We start from the raw sequence: 16,934 nt of genomic DNA, 5'->3' as shown, positions 1-16,934 counted from the left end.
ACTTGTCGTGCCGATCGTTTCCGGCAGCGGCTTCTAGCTGCAGTCGGCGCAGATGCCGCGCAGTTCGACCACCGGGCGGACTTCGGTGAAGCCCGCGCCCTTGGCGGCGGCGATGAGGGCGCCGGTCAGCTTGTCGTCGTCGATGTGGACGGCCTGGCCGCAGCTGTCGCAGATCAGGAAGATGCAGTCGTGCTGGCATCCCGGATGGCTGTTGGCGACGTAGGCATTGGCGCTTTCCACGCGGCGGGCGAGGTTGGTGCGCACGAACAGGTCGAGGATGCGGTAGACGCTGTTGGGCGCCACGCGCTTGCCGCGCAGGGCGGATACGTTCTCGGCGAGATCGTAGGCGGAGGCGGGGCGTTCGCGTTCGGCGAGGGCGCTGAATACGTCGGCGCGCATCTCGGTCCACTGTTCACCCGCATCGACGAGGGCGTGGCGGGCGGCCTTGACGAGATTGTCGCCCGAATGTTCGTGGTGATGATGGTTGCCGGACATGGCCCCCATATGGGGCCTGTCGCGGTCTTGCGCAATCAGGGGCTGATCAGTGGCGCATCAGTGGCTCTGGGCGGCCTGGGCGGGCGGCACCAGATCATTCGAAAGCGGGGAGACATGGCCGATCCCCATCGCACCGAGCACCAGCAGCGCGCCACCGGCGAAACCGAAGGCGAAGTAGCGGTAGAAGTCGGCCTTGAAGATACCCATTGGAACGGCTTTCGAATTGTCTTTCAGTGCCCGGGCGCGCTCTGGCGGCCGGTCGGGAAGGGCGGTGGCGTCCCTTTGGCCCGAAATGGCTTGCCGTCCAGTGAACAAAAGGGTTCACATCGCAATTCTTCGATGAACGGTTAAGCTGGCGGGACGAACGGCAGGAACATCCGCCGTCATTGTCCATAAGCTGCCATAATCACCGAGAATGCCACCAGCACCGCCACCGGCAAGGCCGCGCAGCCGAACGGCAGGGAGGCCGCAGCCAGCGCGCTCATGGGCGTGCGCAGCTTGCCGAGCCGCAGCAGCACCGAGGCCAGCGTCAGTCCGCAGAGGAAGCCGACGACGACGAGCGGGCCGAGAAAGGTCGCCGTCATCGTCGCTGCTTCTCCCATAGGACTGCGTGAGTGCCCTTAGTGCTTGAAGTGGCGCATGTTCGTAAAGACCATGGCGAGACCGGCCTCGTCGGCGGCGGCGATGACCTCGTCGTCGCGGATCGAGCCGCCCGGCTGGATCACCGCCGTCGCGCCCGCCTCGGCCGCAGCCAGCAGGCCGTCGGCGAAGGGGAAGAAGGCGTCCGACGCCACGGCCGAACCGACGGTGCGTGCCTGCGCCCAGCCGAACTTCTCGGCGGCTTCGGCGGCCTTCATCGCGGCGATGCGCGAGGAATCGCGGCGGTTCATCTGGCCCGCGCCGATGCCGGCGGTGACGCCGTCCTTGGCGTAGACGATCGCGTTCGACTTGACGTGGCGGGCCACGGTCCAGGCGAACAGGCAGTCGGCCAGTTCTCGGTCGGTGGGCGCGCGCTTGGTGACGACCTTGAGATCGTCGAAGCCGATGGCGCCATTGTCGCGGCCCTGCACCAGCAGGCCGCCGGTGATCTGGCGCACGGTCAGGCCAGCGCGGCGCGGATCGGGCAGTTCGCCGGTCAGCAGCAGGCGCAGGTTCTTCTTCTTCGCGAAGAAGGCGCGGGCTTCCTCGTCGGCGTCGGGGGCGACGACGACTTCGGTGAAGATCTTGCAGATCGCCTCTGCGGTCGGGCCGTCCAGCGTCTGGTTGACCGCGACGATGCCGCCGAAGGCCGAGACGTCGTCACAGGCCAGCGCGCCTTCCCAGGCACCCAGCAGCGTATCGCCCTGGGCCACGCCGCAGGGGTTGGCGTGCTTGACGATGACGACGGCGGGCTTCTGGCCCCGGAACTCTGCGGCAAGTTCGAGCGCGGCGTCGGCGTCGTTGTAGTTGTTGTAGGACAGTTCCTTGCCCTGCACCTGCTCGGCCTGCGCCAGACCCTTGGTGAAGGGGCCGACCGGCGTATAGAGCGCCGCCTTCTGGTGCGGGTTCTCGCCGTAGCGCAAGCTGGTCGACAGACGGCCGTTGACGCTCAGCATCTCCGGGAACTCGAGGCCCTGGTCGGCGAAGGCGAACCACTGCGAGATCATCGAATCGTAGGCGGCGGTCTGCGCATAGGCGCGCGCGGCCATCAGCTTGCGGAAGCCCAGCGTGGTGCAGCCATCGGTCGCTTCCAGCTCGACCATCAGGCCTTCGTAGTCCTTGGGGTCGGTGACGATGGCGACGAAGGCGTGGTTCTTGGCCGCCGAGCGCACCATCGAGGGGCCGCCGATGTCGATGTTCTCGATGATCTCGTCGCGGCTGGCGCCCTTGGCGACGGTCGCCTCGAACGGGTAGAGGTTGACGACGACGAGGTCGATCGCGCCGATGGCGTGTTCCGCCATGGCGGCGGCGTGCTCGGGGTTGTCGCGCACGGCGAGGAGCCCGCCGTGGACCATCGGGTGCAGCGTCTTGACGCGGCCGTCCATCATCTCGGGGAAGCCGGTGATGTCGGAGATGTCCTTCACCGCCAGGCCCGCATCGCGCAGCGCCTTGGCGGTGCCGCCGGTCGAAACCAGTTCGACGCCCCGGTCGCTGAGCACCTTGCCCAGTTCGGCAAGGCCGGTCTTGTCGGACACGGACAACAAGGCGCGGCGGATCTGGACGGAATCGGTCATGAGGCGGGCTTCCCTGGCGAGTGGCTCTTTGCGCGCGCCCTTAGGACGGCAGGGCCACGGGGGCAAGGGCGGGGCGGTTTTCCGGGCCGTAGAGGGGGCGGGACGGTGAAGGAGCGTTAACCGCTGCCGCTCGCCGTTTTCGGCTAAGCCGCTGGGGCAGCGCGGGGAAACCCGAATTCCCGCTGCAGCAAGGGGGTGATTATCATTGATATAAAGACTGCAATCCTAATCGTCATGGCGTGCTTCGCCTTCACGACGCTTGTTCTCAAGATCGTGGAGATGGGCCGTAACAAGTGATGACGGGCGGGGGATGGGCTGGCACCCGTCCCCCAAACGGCGAGAGGCGCGCTACTGGCATAGCGCGCCTCTCTTGTTTCTGAGGTGATTTATCATCAATGTTCAGACTGCGCATTCGATATACACCGCCTGGTGCATGTCTTCAAGTCGTGCGCTTGCTCAATTCATCTTCTTGATGATCCATCCGAAAGTCCCGCCGCCGCGTGAGACCATGCCCTGCATGACGATCTGCTGCGTCGCCTGCGGGCGACCCTGACCATCGACCCACAGCGAATCCTCGACCGTCATCTCGCCCTCGTCGGTGGCGGAGCGGAACTGCCAGTAGCTGCCGTCGGGCAGCGAGAGTCCGGCGCCCTTGCCGTCGGCGGTGACGCTGACGTCCACGTCGGGGCCAAGGTGGAAGCGGATCGCGAAGCCGACCTTGCCGCGCTTGCCCTTCTTGCCCGCCGGAAGCAGCAGGTCTTCGCCGCGTAGTTCGCTGCCGTCGTCGCGCAGCAGCAGGATGCGCTGGTGGGTCAGGCCATAGCGGGTGGCGTAGCCGTTGTGACTGGCCTCCAGCCGCGTGGCGTTGGAGCCGGTTTCCTGCGGCAGTGTCTTGCGATCCACCGCCACTTCGGTGACGCCCGATCCGATCATGCCGTTGATCAACACGGCCGTGGAATTCGCATCATCGAGGGTCAGCGTCGAATGCGCCGCCGTCGCCCGCAGGCCCTGTTCCAACCGCACCGGGACCAGCCCGCCGCCGCTCGCCGCGCCGCCGCAGTTGACGACGATGCGGTGCGGCCCGTGGGAGAACTCGAAAGCCAGCGTCGAGGCGCAGCCGAAGCGGGCCTGCGCGGGCATCGGCGGCGGCGCGGTATCGAACTGCAGGATCGACTTGTGTGCCGAAACGCGCTGGTAGCCCCATTGGCGGACGTCGCGTAAGGGGCGGGTGCGCACGCCGCTGGCCTGGATCAGCGCCTCGACGTCGGCGCCGTCGACGGCCCAGCCGCCCTGCCACGAACCGAGGCCGCCGTCGCCGTGCGTCAGCGCCAGCAGCGGCGGCACCAGCAGTTCGACCACGCGCTCAACGGCGGGCGGGGCATCGCGGCGGGTGGCGTGATAGCAGCCGCGCAGCCGCACCAGCAGTGCGATCGCCTCCATCTGCGCCAGCGGGCTGCGCGACAGGACGCCGCCGTCGTCGCCCATCAGTTCGCCGAGCGCCTTGATCAGCCCGGCCTCGCCATAAAGGCGGCGGGGGCGGCCGTCGGGCAGCAGTAGTCCGGCGGCGACGATGCCGACCCAGCCCGCCACTTCGGCAAGACCGTCCTCGGCATTGGTGACGTGGCGATCGAGCCAGCGCGCGGTGGCGGCGATGTGCGCCAGCGTGCGGATGCGCAGCGCCTTCTCGCCCGAGAGGATCAGCGGGGCATGGGCCAGCCAGTTGGCTAGGCGCGCGCCGGTGTTGCCGACGCTCCACGCGGGGCCCTTACCCGGCTTGGCGGGGGGCTTGGGATTGGCCTGGAGCCAGGCCATGAGAATGCGTTCCGCCACCGGCGCGGCCTGTTCGCGCGCGGCGCAGGCTTCGAGGTCGGTGAGCCACGAGAAGGAGTGGACCACCTTCTCCAGCGGCGGGGTGACGCGCGCGGCACCGGCGAAATCGACTTGCGCGATCGGCGTCTTGGCGCCGTGGACGAGGAAGTGCCCGGCCCGGATCGCGGTGCCTGCCGCGCGATTGCCGGGCAGGGTGTTGTTGACGGTCGCCAGCAGGCGGGTGCGCGCCTTCTTGCCCATCGGCCCGGACAGCATCGCGCCGGGCACGCCGAGGCGATAGGCCATGCGGATCAGCCGTTCGCCGACGCCCACGGACGGCGGCGAGAAATCGACCAGCGCCAGCGCACGGCCCGGTTCGATATGGGGCGTTTCGGCCGGAGCGGGCGCGCGGTTGTCAGCAATTCCGGTCACCACACCCTCCTCAGTCTCACGCGACAGGGGAAGCGCCCGGGCGTTGTCCGGGTTCCATGCCGCCGGGCTGAAGCGGGTGTCGGCGCCCATGCCTTATTCGAGGCCCTTGAGGGTCTTGATGTTCGCCGCATACTGCGACGGCCCGCCCTTGAAGGTCGCGGAGCCCGCCACCAGCACGTCGGCACCGGCCGAGACGCACAGCGGCGCGGTCTTGGCATCGACGCCGCCGTCCACTTCGAGGCGGATGTCGCGGCCGGACTTGTCGATCATCTTGCGCACCGCCTCGATCTTGCGAAGCTGGCTGGAGATGAAGCTCTGGCCGCCGAAGCCGGGGTTGACGCTCATGATGAGGACGAGGTCGATGTCGTCGATCAGGTAGTCGAGCATCTTGGCCGGGGTCGCCGGGTTCAGCGAGATACCGGCCTTCTTGCCGAGATTGTGGATCGTCTGCACCGTGCGGTGGACGTGCGGCCCGGCCTCGGGGTGGACGGTGATGTAGTCCGCGCCCGCGTCCGCGAAGGCTTCGAGGTAGGCGTCGACCGGAGAGATCATCAGGTGGACGTCGAAGGGTTTGGCGCTGTGCGGGCGCAGGGCCTTCACCACGGCCGGGCCGATGGTGATGTTGGGGACGAAGTGGCCGTCCATGACATCGACGTGGATCCAGTCGCAACCGGCCTCGTCGATGGCGCGCACTTCCTCTCCGAGCCGGGCGAAGTCGGCGGACAGGATCGAAGGGGAAATCAGCGGGATTGTCATGGTGGGAAACGAGCGCTCCTTTTCCCAGCGATACGCCACTAGATCTTGGGGCCACAAGCGCCCGTGCCAGCGTTTTCCACACGCGATCTGGTGGCAAGGGCCGCGCCGCGCGGTTTCCGGCATGCTGCGACGGGCCGGTGCCGCGAAATCCGCCCGAGGCGGATTTCCAGATCGCACCGAACAGGAAATTCAGTGCGTGTTCACGGCATTTCGGGCACCTGGGCCCTCGATACGGGTTTCATGCGGCCACGAGCCGGCATGAGTCCGCACGCTGATCGCACGGGAAAGAGATGACCAAGACGAAGCTTCCGCACCGTACCCTTGCCGCCGGAGCCCTGCTCGCCGCGGCGGGTCTTGCCGCGCCGGCCCCGGCGATGGCGGAGCCCTATCGCAACGAAATCCGCAACGAGATGGGCCGCTGCCAGTCCGATCGCGGCCCCGCGATCATGGTGACGGTGGACGGTATCAAGTCGTCCTCGGGCAAGGTGCGCGTCCAGTCCTACCGCGCGACCTCGGGCGAGTGGCTGGTCAAGGGCAAGTGGCTGTCGCGCATCGAGGTGCCGGCGCGGGCGGGCTCGATGAGCTTCTGCGTCCCGGTGCCCGCCTCGGGCTCCTACGGGATCGCCGTGCGCCACGACGTCAACGGCAACGGAGAGACCGACATCCGCACCGATGGCGGGGCGATGTCCAACAACCCCTCGATCAACATCTTCAATCTCGGCAAGCCCAGCTACACCAAGGTCGGCGTGCCGGTGGGCGAGGGCGTGAAGTCGATCCGGATCCAGATGAAGTATATGTAACGGTGCGCGTCACTGCCTGACCCTTCGACAAGCTCAGGGTGAGCGGGGGCGGAGTAAATTTCCCAATTCCGCTCAGGCTGAGCGGGGGTGAAGTAAGTCTCCCGATTCCGCTCAGGCTGAGCCTGTCGAAGCCCCATCGGCAGCGCGCTGCGCCAGGATCGCTCTTGCATCGACGAGGTCGGACGGCTTGTCCACGTCCACCGCCGCCAGCCCGTCGCGTGCGGGCACGAGGGCCGCCGCGACGCCGATCTTGCGGCCCAGCTTCGCGATCGCATCCGCCAGCGTCAGGCGGCCGAGCGCGTAGCCCAGCAGCATCCCCGCCCCCAGCCGCGCGGCGATGCGCCAGGGGCGCTTGCGGTCGGCCTCGACCATCTTCCAGGTCTCGATCGCCAGCCCCGCGCGCGGGGTCGCCAGCAGGAACAGGTTGCAGCCGGACCAGTGGCCGTCGGCGAAGCGCAAGTACGTGCGGCGGCTGCCGGGCATCGCCGCCTCGATCGCCTCGCGCCGGGCGAGGAGGATGGCGACGTCGCTGCCTGCCGGCGTGTCCGCCAGGAAATCGCGCACCCAGGCGCCCTGCAGCAGGGCATGGTCGCTGGTGGTGACGAGCAGCGGCGCGCCCAGGGCTTCCAGGCCGATGGCGACGCTGGCGCTGGGGCCGCTGCCGGTATCGAGCACCTCGCAGCCGAGCGCGAGGGCCAGCGCGCGCACCGCGTCGTCACTGGCCGAGACCGCGATCCGCGCGATGCCGGCCTCGCGCAGCGCGGCGACGACGAGGGCCAGCATCGGCCGTCCGGCGATCTCCACCAGCGACTTGTGCGCGACGCCCTCGGCGGCGGCGACGGGATCGACCGCGCCGGGGCGCGATCCGGCCAGAATGAGCGCGGCGGGAGAATTCATGCGATGCGCGTCCGCTTGCCGCGCCAGACCTGCCACAGCACGCCGGGGGCGGAGAGGATGGGGTGGCGCTCGCGCCAGGGGGTGATCTTCACGGGAATGCCGGTGTGGCGCTCGATCTTCCAGGCGGCATAGCGCGCGGCGCCCTCGAAGGTGGTCGAGGCCTTGAGCAGGCGCAGGACGTTGTAGGGCTTGCCCAGCCGGCGCCGCCGCGTCCACCAGCCGAGGATGCGGGCCCGTTCCGCCGGGGCGAGGGCGGGGCGCAGGCGTTCGCCGTCCTGGGTAAAGGCGATCCCGGCGCCGTCCAGCGCCAGCGGCAGCAGCCCGTCGAAATGCGCGCGGTTGGCGGCGAGGATCGAATCCTCGCGGCCGGCCTGCTCGACGCGGAACTCGGCGGCGTAGGTCGCGCGGAACAAGGCGCGCCAGTAGTCCTCGGGGGTGCCCTCCTCGGGGCCGAGCGCCACCGCCAGCCGGGCGGCGGTCCGCGCCGCGCTGGCGACGGCCCGTGCGATCGCCGGGCCTGCGGTTTCGTCATCCGCCGCATCATTCACCCACGCGAGGCCGCTGGGCTGGACGAAGCGGGCCCAGATCGTGGTGTCCACGCGCTCTCCGGCGGCGGCGGCGCGGAAAGTTTCCAGCGCCATCGTCGCCACCTTGGCGCGCAAGGGCACGCCGCCGTACGTCCATTCGTGGTAGCTTACGCGCGGCCAGATCCGCTCGACCTGCGCGCCGGGCAGCAGCACGTAGAAGTCGAGCACGCCCTCCAGCGATCCGGTGCGCAGGTTCGATCCGTAGAACAGCACGCCCAGCGCGCCTGCCGCGCTGCCGAGGCGCTCGGCGAAGGCGCGGACCTCGGGCACGACTTCGCGCGCGAGGGCGGCGGCGATGCGCTGATCCAGGGGAGAAGTTGCAGTCATCGTCGCGTCCATCGGACAGGCCCACGCGAATTACAACCCGTGACGATCGGCCGTGACGACTGGCCGTGACGACCGGGCCCGACTATGACGTCAGGGAACCACGAAGTTGATCTGCGGGCCTTCGCCGAGCACGTAGCGGCCCGCCGGGAATGCCTCGCCGTCGAGGATGAACGTGCCGCCGATGTCGAGTTCGACTTCGCTGGCGCTGACCCGCTGGGCTCCCTTGCGGGCGAAAATGGGCAGGCTGAACCCGAACATCATCGCCGGCAGCAGCGCGATCAGCCAGCGCACCGGCCAATCGATCACCGCCAGCTTGAGCCCCGGCGCGGGATTGCGGCCGAACGGCTTGGCTCCGAGCGGAAAGCGCTCGAAAGTGGTGGCGATGGTCAGGTAGCGCTGTTCCTGGTTGCCCGGCCCGCGATAGGGCAGGTGCTCGCCGGTGCGGCGATCGACGATGCGGGTGGGGGTGCAGGCGCGCCAGGCGTTGCGGGCGCCGCCGAACAGCGTCTGCATGATGCCCCACAGGATCGTCAGGCCGACCGCGAAGCTGTTGAACAGGCCGCGCCGGTGCGCTTCCTGCCCGGCCTCGGTGGCGATCGAGAAGACGCCGGTACCCAGGATGAAGCCCTGCACGCAGCGCGCGGTGCCGTCGATGGGAGAGATTCGCAGCGGCGCGCGCTCGACCGTGCGGCCGCGATGGGCGGCGCCCAGCGCCTCGGCCAGCGACCACTTGTTGGGCAGGCCGAGATCGACCGCCAGCGCGTTGGTCTTGCCCTTGGGCAGCACGATCACGGTCGGCCAGTCGTTGCCGAAGATGTCGGCGCCGGCGGACAGCGCGTCGCGCACGGTGCCGTCGCCGCCATCGACCACGAGGTAGTCGATCCCGCGCCGCGCGAATTCGGCCAGCGTATAGTGCAGTTCCTCACGCGTGGAGGGGGTCTGCGTCAGGATGTTGGAGCAGTCCGCCATCTCGGGCTTGATGCCCTTGTTGCGATGGCTGCGCGGGTTGCGGACGATGCCGACGAGCGGCACCGCGCGCCCGCGGCGGACAGGCCGGACGGTGCGCGCGCCATCGCGGCGACCAAGCTCACCGAAGATCGGCAGCGTTTCGAACGTATGAATGCTTCCGTGCACGGGCGCCTATTTAGTGTCGCTCGCCCGTAAAATCACCCACAAATATGCTCTGACACATTTGGGTTACAGTTTCATGGCGTCGGCAAGGGTATTGTGATCGGATCGACACGCCTGTGGCGAAAGCGGGTCAGGCGGCGATTGTCACTGCCGCCGAGAGCCACTACCTGCCGGTCCATGGTCCAGAATACACATGTGCTGCCGGTGGCGACGATCGGCGAGAATCCCGTGAGGCTCTGGGGTCTGAGCCCCGCCCGGCGGGTCGGCCGGATCGCCCGCGCGGCGGGGCTCGACCCGGTCGAGACGGTCCCGCAAGGCCCTGCGATCCTGTCGAATGCGGCCTTCGCCTGGGATCCGGCGTGGTTCGGAAACATCACCGGCCGGCCGGGCACGGTACTGACCCTGGGCGGTGTTCCCGCCCTTGCCCATGCCGCCGACGCGGACCAGGCGGCGCGAATCGCCCGGGCCATGGGCGAGGGGCGACCCGTCGACGATGCCGCCGGGCTCGAACTCGTGGCGTACGAGGACGGGCCGACGATCGAGAACAAGCAGTTGCGCAAGCGTGAGACGCCGTTCCTGATGGCGCTGACCCCTTCGACGCTGCGGCCGATCGAGCGGGCCAGCTACTTCGGCGCCTACAAGGGCGTCACCGATGTCCTCACCAAGTACCTGTGGCCCGAATGGGCGCTCGTGCTCACGCGGATCTGCGCCAGGCTGGGCGTGACGCCGAACATGGTCACCACCATCGGCGCGGCGTTCTGCGTGGTCGCGACGGTGCTGTTCGCCTACGGCCATTACTGGCTGGGTATGGCGCTGGGGCTGGTGTTCATGGTGCTCGACACCGTGGACGGCAAGCTGGCGCGCTGCACGATCACCTCCTCGGCCTGGGGCAACGTGTTCGATCACGGCATGGACCTTGTCCACCCGCCGTTCTGGTGGTGGTTCTGGGCGACCGGCCTGGCCTACTGGGGCATGGCCTACGACCACGCGACGTTCTGGTGGGTGCAGGGCGCGATCCAGGGCGGCTACGTGGTGCAGCGCCTGATCGAGGGCGCGTTCATCCGATTCGCCGGCATGCACATCCATGTCTGGGAGCGCTTCGACAGCCGCTTCCGCCTCTTCACCGCGCGGCGCAATCCCAACATGGTGATCCTCTTCGTGGCGATGGTCTTCGCGCGGCCCGACCTCGGCCTGATCGCGGTGGCCTGGTGGACGGCGCTGTCGTGCCTGGTCCATGCGGTGCGGCTGGTGCAGGCCTGGATCGTGAAGGCGCGCGGTGGCAGGATCGTCTCGTGGCTGGCGGAAGGACAGGACCGGTGAACGCGACTTTCGAGAAATTCGGTTGGCCCGCGACTTTGGTGGTCGAATTCGACCACTGGGCCGTGCTGGCCCGCCCGGCACAGCCCACGCTCGGCGCGCTGGTGCTGGCGGCGAAGAGCGATGCGACCGCATTCGGCGATCTCCCGGCCGATGCGCATGCCGAACTCAAGACGGTGACTGCCGCGATCGAGGCGGCGCTGGGCAAGGCGGTGGGCTATGCTAGGCTCAACTACCTGATGCTGATGATGGTGGACCCGCACGTCCATTTCCACGTCATCCCCCGCTACGAAGGCGTGCGCGAATGGCAGGGGCGCGAGTTCGTCGACTGCGGCTGGCCCAAAGTGCCCGACCTCGGCCACGCGGTGGCGCTGGAGGGCGCGGACCTCGACGCGCTGGTGGCGTGGCTGAAGGGGTGGTTCTGATCTTGCGTCATCCCGGCGGATGCCGGGAGCGTGGCCAAATCTTGAGGCGATAGTGTGCGGCGAGGCGCTCTGAAGCAAGGGCGCGCCTAAAGACCGCCCACGGTCCCGGCATTCGCCGGGATGACGATCGTGTCAGACGGCCAAGATGGGCCCTCCCCCTACCTCACCAGGTATCGGTCAGCTTCGTCGCGATCTCGATGTCGTTGAGGAAGTCCACCTCGGCCCAGTCCAGCCCCTCGATCGAGACGGTGCCGACCTTGCCGGTGGGCGCGATCGAATCGATGACCTTGAGATACCAGTGCTGGACACCCTCGGGCGTGCGCATGGCCTGGCGCACGGTTTCGCGGAACACGTCGGCGCCTTCGCCGCGGAAGGCCAGGAAGCCGATCGATTCGGCATTCGACTGCGCCGCCGTCAGCGTCTTGCCGATGTGGACGAGGCGGCCTTCGGGGCTGCGTTCCACCTTCATGTCGTCGCTGTCGTAGCCGTCCGCCTTGACGTCCACCGTCACGGTGATCGGCCAGGGCTTGCCGTCCGGGCCCGCCGCGCCCTGCTGGACCTTGCGGACGATCTCCTCCGAAACCAGCGTGTCGCCGTTGAGGATGAGGAAATCGCCGCGCATCGCCTCACGCGCGATCCAGCAGGAGCCGAGGTTGTCGGCCACCTTGAAGAACGGGTTGAAGCGCACCGTGATCTCCACGCGCGGGTCGCGGATGGCGGCGAGGTGCGCCTCCAGCATGTCGGTCATGAAGCCGGTGACCACGTCGATCCGCTTCACCCCGCCGCGCGCCAGCATCTCGATCTGCCAGGCGATCAGCGAGCGGCCGGAGAAGTCGATCAGGCACTTGGGGCGCTCGGCGGTAAGGGGCAGCAGGCGCGAGCCCTGTCCGGCGCTGAGGAGGATGGCATGTTCGATCATGGTGCGTTCAGTCTGTTTGGGGGAGGGGGCCATCTAGCGACTGCGACGCGAAAGGGAAAGCTCCGGCGGGGGCGATCCTGTCCTGCATCCGTACATAGAACGAGCGATACCCTTGCAACTGACCGCCCCCTCGTCCAAATGCGAGCCAATGTCCGCCAAACGCTACCGCCAGGAGAGCGCATCTCCGCTAGGGCGGATTCTCCAGAACACCGCCTGGCTGCTCGGCGGCAAGGGCTTCGGCGCGATCTGCGGCCTGGCGTACCTCGCCATCCAGACTCGCACCCTCGGCCTCAAGGATTTCGGCCACTTCTCGCTGATCTTCGGCACCGCGCAGGCGCTGACCTCGCTCGCGGGGTTCCAGACCTGGCGAGTCGTCGTGCGCTACGGTTCCGAGCACGTCCACGCCAAGGACTGGGAGAAGTTCGGCCGGCTCGGCATGTTGTGCGGGGTGATCGACGCGCTCGGCGCGGTGATCGGCTGCGCCATGGCGGCGGTGCTGATCTACGGCTTCGCGCATATGCTGGACCTCAACCCCGCCTTCATCGACGTGGCGTTCTGGTTCTGCGTCGCCTCGCTGTGGGCGCTGGTTTCGGCGCCGACCGGCATGGTGCGTGCGCTCAACCGCTTCGACATGGCGGTCTACGTGGAGGCCATCGTGCCGAGCGGGCGGCTGGTGCTGGCGCTCGTCATCTGGGCGACCGGGCCGAGCGTCGGGCGCTTCCTGGCGGCCTGGGCGGCGGTCGATATCCTCGAGGCCATCCTCTACTGGATCATGGCCCGGCGGCTGAGCCCGCAGGCGGTGCGGATTTCCTACCTCTTCCAGCTGCGCCGGGCGATCCGCGAGAATCCCGGCGTCGCGCAGTTCTTCTTCGTCACCTACATGGGCTCGGCGATCGACGCGGCGATGAAGAACGGGCCGCTGCTGGTGGTCGGCGGCTGGGTCGGCACCAAGGCGGCGGGCCTCTACCGGCTTGCCGCGCAGCTCTCTCAGGCGCTCAGCAAGCTTTCCACGCTGCTGACCCGCTCGGTCTACGCCGAAGTGGCGCGCGTGCGAGTCGCCTCCAAGGCCGACGAGTTCCGCAAGCTGGCGCTGCAGACCAGCGTGATCGCCGGCGGCGCCGGCCTGGCGGTGGTGGCGGTCGCCTATTTCCTGGGCGAGCAGTTGCTGGCGATGATCGGCGGCGATGCCTTCGAGAGCGGCGCCTCGATCCTGGTGCCGCTGGCGATCGCGGCCAGCTTCGACCTTGCTAGCGTCGCCTTCGAGCCGGTGCTGCATTCGACCGGCAAGGCGCGCCTGTCGCTGTTGGCGCGGCTGATCGCGCTGGCGGCGCTGGGCTTCGGCCTGTGGAAGTTCATTCCGATCGGTCCGAGCGGAGCGGCCTGGGCCGTGGCGCTGGCCGGCGCGGTATCCTACGTGGCGATGGGCGTGATGGCCTGGCGCACGCTCAAGCAGGTCGAGGGCGGCAAGATCGCGGTCGGCCTTCCCGACGATGCGGAAGTCGGTCCGGAGGAGTAATCCGGCTCGCCTCCCTTGCTTGACTCCCCGGCTCGACAGGGCGAGCGGCCGGGGTATCATGCGGCGATGACTCTCGTTGCCGAAGCCGCCGCCCTGACCGACCGCATCGTCGCGCTGCGCCGCGCCATCCATGCGGAGCCGGAGATCGGGCTCCATACCCCGAAAACCCGCGACAAGATCCGCGCGGCGCTCGCCCACCTGCCGCTGGAGTGGGCCGAAGGGCCCTCGACCACCGGCCTCGTCGCGACGCTGCGGGGTGCGCAGGAGGGGCGCTGCGTCCTCTTGCGCGGCGACATGGACGCCCTGCCGATGCCCGAGGAGACCGGGCTCGACTTCGCCTCGACCATACCCGGCGTCATGCACGCCTGCGGGCATGACACCCACGTCGCGATGCTGGCCGGCGCCGCGCAGATCCTGGCCGACCGGGTGGACGCGCTGGCCGGCGAAGTCCGCTTCATGTTCCAGCCCGGCGAGGAAGGCTACCACGGCGCCCGCTTCATGCTGGAGGACGGGCTGCTCGGCGGCGCGGGCTGCGACCGGTCGCTGCCGGACGCGGCTTTCGCGCTCCACGTCATGCCCAATGCGCCGCACGGGATCGTCGGCGGGCGGGCCGGGCCGCTCATGGCGGCGGCGGACCAGCTGAAGATCACCGTCACCGGACGCGGCGGCCATGCCTCGATGCCGCACGACACCATGGACCCGGTGCCGATCGCCTGCGAGATCGTCGGCGCCATCCAGACCATGGTGGCGCGCCGGTTCAGCGTGTTCGATCCGGTCGTCGTGACGATCTCGAAGATCGAGGCGGGCACCGCGCACAACGTCATTCCCGACAGCGCCCGGCTGACGGGCACGATGCGCACGCTTTCCGCCGCCAACCGCGCGCGGTTGAAGGAGGAACTGCCGCTGCTGGCCGCCGGCATCGCCGGGGCGCACGGCCTCGTCGCCGAAGTCGAGATCGTCGAGGGCTTCCCCGTCACCGTGTGCGATTCGCGCGCGGTGGACTTCGGCGAGGCGGCGGCGCGCGATCTGCTGGGCGAGGAGGCTTTCCTGCGCCTCGCCGATCCGATCATGGGGGCCGAGGATTTCGCCTATGTGCTGGAGCAGGTGCCCGGCGCGATGTTCTTCCTCGGCGTCAGCCATGCGGGCGCGGACTGGCGCCAGTGCTGCGGCATCCACTCGACGCGGATGATGGTGGACGAGAGCGTGATGCCACGCGGCTCGGCCTTCCTCGCCGGACTGGCCGAGCGGTTCCTGAAGCAGGGTTTCGCCTGAAGGATCCGGCTCATAAAGGGAGTTCCCCGGACCCCGCTTTGTGTGGCACAGGGAGGTTCATGTTAGCTGACCTTCCTGTCACCATGACCGCCGTTGGCTACGATGCGCCCGGCGGCCCCGAAGTCCTGCGGCCCGAGACCGTTACCGTGCCCCGTCCGGGCCCGGGCGAGGTGCTCGTCAAGGTCGCCTTCGCCGGGGTGAACCGGCCCGACGTGGTGCAGCGGCTGGGCAACTACCCGCCGCCGCCCGGCGCCTCGCCGATACCGGGGCTGGAAATCTCGGGCACCATCGCCGCCCTGGGCGAAGGCGTCAGCGAATTCGTCCCCGGGCAGGAAGTCTGCGCGCTCGTCACCGGCGGGGGCTATGCGCAGTATTGCATCGCAAAGTCGGGCCACTGCCTGCCGGTGCCCGAAGGGCTCTCGCTGGCGGAGGCGGCGGCGCTGCCCGAAACCCTGTTCACCGTCTGGCACAACGTCTTCGAGCGCGGTCATGCGCGCGAGGGAGAGTGGCTGCTTGTCCACGGCGGCACCAGCGGCATCGGCACGATGGCGGCGATGCTCGGCCGGCACTTCGGGCTGACGGTGATCGCCACTTGCGGCTCGCCCGAGAAGTGCGCGGCGGCGCTGGAGATCGGCGCGCACCACGCGATCGACTACAAGGCCACCGACTTCGTCGAGGAAGTCGCGCGCATAACCGAGGGGCGCGGCGTCGACGTGGTGCTCGACATGGTGGCGGGCAGCTACGTGCCGCGCAACCTCAAGTGCCTCGCGCCCGATGGCCGGCATGTCACCATCGCGGTGCAGGGCGGGGCGAAGGCGGAGATCAACATGGCGGTGGTGATGTCGCGCCGCTACGTGCTGACCGGCTCGACTCTGCGGCCGCGCAGCGATGCCTTCAAGGCCGTGCTGGCGCAGGAAATCCTCGACTGCGCCTGGCCGCTGGTCGCCGAAGGGCTGCTGCGGCCGGTCATGGATACCCGCTTCCCGCTGGCCGAGGCGGCCGCCGCGCATACGCGGATGGAAGCGGGCGCGCACGTCGGCAAGATCGTGCTGGAGGCCTGAGATCGGGCGCCCGCGCCCGCCCGTTCACTAGCCCATTCGGCGGGGCGAGGCGATTTTCCGCCCCTTTTGCTTGCTCCTGCGGCAAAAATTCCCTAAATCGACCCGGTGAGGCCGCTCCGCGAAGGGGCGGCCCTTATTGTTTCCGCCGGAGATAAGAGACATGAGCCAGCCCACTCCGCTGATGCCGCACGCGACCGCCTCGTGGCTGGTCGATACGACCGCGCTGACGTTCGAGCAGATCGCAGAATTCTGCGGCCTTCACATGCTCGAAGTGCAGGCGATGGCCGACGATCTGGCATCCAGCAAGTATACCGGCCGCGACCCCGTTCGCTCGGGCGAGCTGACGATGGAAGAGATCGAGAAGGGGCAGGCCAACCCCGAGTACAAGCTGCGCATGCACAAGGTGCCGCTCGCGCAGAACCGTACCAAGGGCCCGCGCTACACCCCGGTGTCGAAGCGCCAGGACAAGCCGGACGGCATCGCCTGGATCCTGCGCAACCACCCCGAGGTTTCGGACGCGCAGATCGGCAAGCTGATCGGCACCACGCGCAACACCATCGCGGCGATCCGCGACCGTTCGCACTGGAACATCGCCAACATCACCCCCAAGGACCCGGTCACGCTGGGCCTGTGCTCACAGCGCGAACTGGACGCCCTCGTCGCCAAGGCCGCGAAGAAGGCGGGCATCCAGGATACCGGTGAAGGTGACGAGCGTCTGGTCGACGATCGCCAGGCCTTGATCGACGAACTGCGCGCAGAGCGTCAGGCGCAGGTTCAGGCCGCGTCGGAAGCGGCGCAGGAAGCCGAAGTCGCCGCCTGGCTCGAAGCCAAGCGCGCTGCCGAAGCCGCCGAGGCCCGCGGCGAGTAACTTCGCTTTGGCCTGACGGCTGAATCGAAAAGGGGACATGGGAGCCGATCCCATGTCCCCTTTTTCGTGTCCGCTTTCGGCTGAGCTTGTCGAAGGGTCACGGCTGCGC

17 protein-coding genes are annotated in these 16,934 nt (G+C 68.6%); 7 read left to right on the top strand and 10 right to left on the bottom strand.

Going from position 1 to position 16,934, the window contains the following annotated elements; translation table 11 throughout:
• Positions 1–33: 33 nt before the first annotated feature.
• The 6 genes from V2S85_RS11565 to rpe form a co-directional block, all read right to left on the bottom strand.
• Positions 34–495, bottom strand: a complete 462-nt coding sequence (locus tag V2S85_RS11565; protein ID WP_330703012.1) for a Fur family transcriptional regulator — start codon at positions 493–495, stop codon at positions 34–36.
• A gap of 57 nt (positions 496–552) precedes the next feature.
• The gene (locus V2S85_RS11560) at positions 553–702 is read right to left on the bottom strand and encodes a hypothetical protein (protein WP_330703011.1); all 150 of its coding nucleotides are present in this window, start codon (positions 700–702) and stop codon (positions 553–555) included.
• A 176-nt stretch (positions 703–878) separates the two neighbouring features.
• Positions 879–1,079 (bottom strand): hypothetical protein, encoded by a 201-nt coding sequence (locus V2S85_RS11555; RefSeq protein ID WP_330703010.1) that lies wholly within the window; start codon positions 1,077–1,079, stop codon positions 879–881.
• Between the two features lie 36 nt (positions 1,080–1,115).
• Positions 1,116–2,708 carry a bifunctional phosphoribosylaminoimidazolecarboxamide formyltransferase/IMP cyclohydrolase gene (gene purH / locus V2S85_RS11550; RefSeq protein ID WP_330703009.1) on the bottom strand — a complete coding sequence of 531 codons (1,593 nt, stop codon included), beginning with the start codon at positions 2,706–2,708 and terminating at the stop codon, positions 1,116–1,118.
• A gap of 456 nt (positions 2,709–3,164) precedes the next feature.
• The gene (locus V2S85_RS11545) at positions 3,165–5,039 is read right to left on the bottom strand and encodes a heparinase II/III family protein (RefSeq protein ID WP_330703008.1); all 1,875 of its coding nucleotides are present in this window, start codon (positions 5,037–5,039) and stop codon (positions 3,165–3,167) included.
• A gap of 3 nt (positions 5,040–5,042) precedes the next feature.
• A complete protein-coding gene (rpe, locus tag V2S85_RS11540) occupies positions 5,043–5,705 on the bottom strand; it encodes a ribulose-phosphate 3-epimerase (RefSeq protein ID WP_036525820.1) in 663 nt (220 codons plus the stop codon).
• A gap of 290 nt (positions 5,706–5,995) precedes the next feature.
• Between rpe and V2S85_RS11535 the strand changes: the two genes are divergently transcribed.
• Positions 5,996–6,505, top strand: coding sequence for a DUF2141 domain-containing protein (locus tag V2S85_RS11535; protein WP_330703007.1), 510 nt, complete (start codon positions 5,996–5,998; stop codon positions 6,503–6,505).
• A gap of 111 nt (positions 6,506–6,616) precedes the next feature.
• Here the strand turns inward: V2S85_RS11535 and V2S85_RS11530 are convergent, their stop codons facing one another.
• The 3 genes from V2S85_RS11530 to V2S85_RS11520 all read right to left on the bottom strand — a co-directional run bounded on the left by V2S85_RS11530 (position 6,617) and on the right by V2S85_RS11520 (position 9,450).
• Complete coding sequence (locus tag V2S85_RS11530; RefSeq protein WP_330703006.1) at positions 6,617–7,402, bottom strand: nucleotidyltransferase family protein; 786 nt, start codon at positions 7,400–7,402, stop codon at positions 6,617–6,619.
• Positions 7,399–8,316 carry a hypothetical protein gene (locus V2S85_RS11525; RefSeq protein ID WP_330703005.1) on the bottom strand — a complete coding sequence of 306 codons (918 nt, stop codon included), beginning with the start codon at positions 8,314–8,316 and terminating at the stop codon, positions 7,399–7,401. Before V2S85_RS11525 ends, V2S85_RS11530 begins: the two co-directional genes overlap by 4 nt.
• Before the next feature lie 90 nt (positions 8,317–8,406).
• A complete protein-coding gene (locus V2S85_RS11520) occupies positions 8,407–9,450 on the bottom strand; it encodes a diacylglycerol kinase family protein (RefSeq protein ID WP_330703004.1) in 1,044 nt (347 codons plus the stop codon).
• A 174-nt stretch (positions 9,451–9,624) separates the two neighbouring features.
• Here V2S85_RS11520 and V2S85_RS11515 point away from each other — a divergent pair, with 174 nt between their 5' ends.
• Positions 9,625–10,767, top strand: a complete 1,143-nt coding sequence (locus V2S85_RS11515) for a CDP-alcohol phosphatidyltransferase family protein (RefSeq protein WP_330703003.1) — start codon at positions 9,625–9,627, stop codon at positions 10,765–10,767.
• Positions 10,764–11,189: an HIT family protein gene (locus V2S85_RS11510; RefSeq protein ID WP_330703002.1), complete on the top strand. Its 426-nt coding sequence runs from the start codon at positions 10,764–10,766 to the stop codon at positions 11,187–11,189. Before V2S85_RS11515 ends, V2S85_RS11510 begins: the two co-directional genes overlap by 4 nt.
• Positions 11,190–11,352: 163 nt before the next feature.
• On the opposite strand, the gene V2S85_RS11505 is transcribed toward V2S85_RS11510, so the two are convergent.
• Positions 11,353–12,108 carry a phosphocholine cytidylyltransferase family protein gene (locus V2S85_RS11505; protein ID WP_330703001.1) on the bottom strand — a complete coding sequence of 252 codons (756 nt, stop codon included), beginning with the start codon at positions 12,106–12,108 and terminating at the stop codon, positions 11,353–11,355.
• A 148-nt stretch (positions 12,109–12,256) separates the two neighbouring features.
• Here V2S85_RS11505 and V2S85_RS11500 point away from each other — a divergent pair, with 148 nt between their 5' ends.
• The 4 genes from V2S85_RS11500 (at position 12,257) to V2S85_RS11485 (ending at position 16,825) form a co-directional block, all read left to right on the top strand.
• Positions 12,257–13,624, top strand: coding sequence for a lipopolysaccharide biosynthesis protein (locus V2S85_RS11500; RefSeq protein ID WP_330703000.1), 1,368 nt, complete (start codon positions 12,257–12,259; stop codon positions 13,622–13,624).
• Positions 13,625–13,690: 66 nt separating this feature from the next.
• Positions 13,691–14,896, top strand: a complete 1,206-nt coding sequence (locus tag V2S85_RS11495) for a M20 family metallopeptidase (RefSeq protein WP_330702999.1) — start codon at positions 13,691–13,693, stop codon at positions 14,894–14,896.
• A gap of 59 nt (positions 14,897–14,955) precedes the next feature.
• Entirely contained in the window at positions 14,956–15,957 is a 1,002-nt protein-coding gene (locus tag V2S85_RS11490) for an NAD(P)H-quinone oxidoreductase (RefSeq protein WP_330702998.1), read from the top strand.
• A gap of 160 nt (positions 15,958–16,117) precedes the next feature.
• On the top strand, positions 16,118–16,825 hold the full coding sequence (locus V2S85_RS11485) for a DUF1013 domain-containing protein (protein ID WP_330702997.1): 708 nt from the start codon (positions 16,118–16,120) through the stop codon (positions 16,823–16,825).
• The last annotated feature ends 109 nt before the right edge of the window (positions 16,826–16,934 follow it).

Source organism: Novosphingobium resinovorum (assembly GCF_036352595.1).
Lineage (GTDB): Bacteria > Pseudomonadota > Alphaproteobacteria > Sphingomonadales > Sphingomonadaceae > Novosphingobium > Novosphingobium resinovorum_B.
This window is presented reverse-complemented; position numbering and strand designations above follow the sequence as displayed.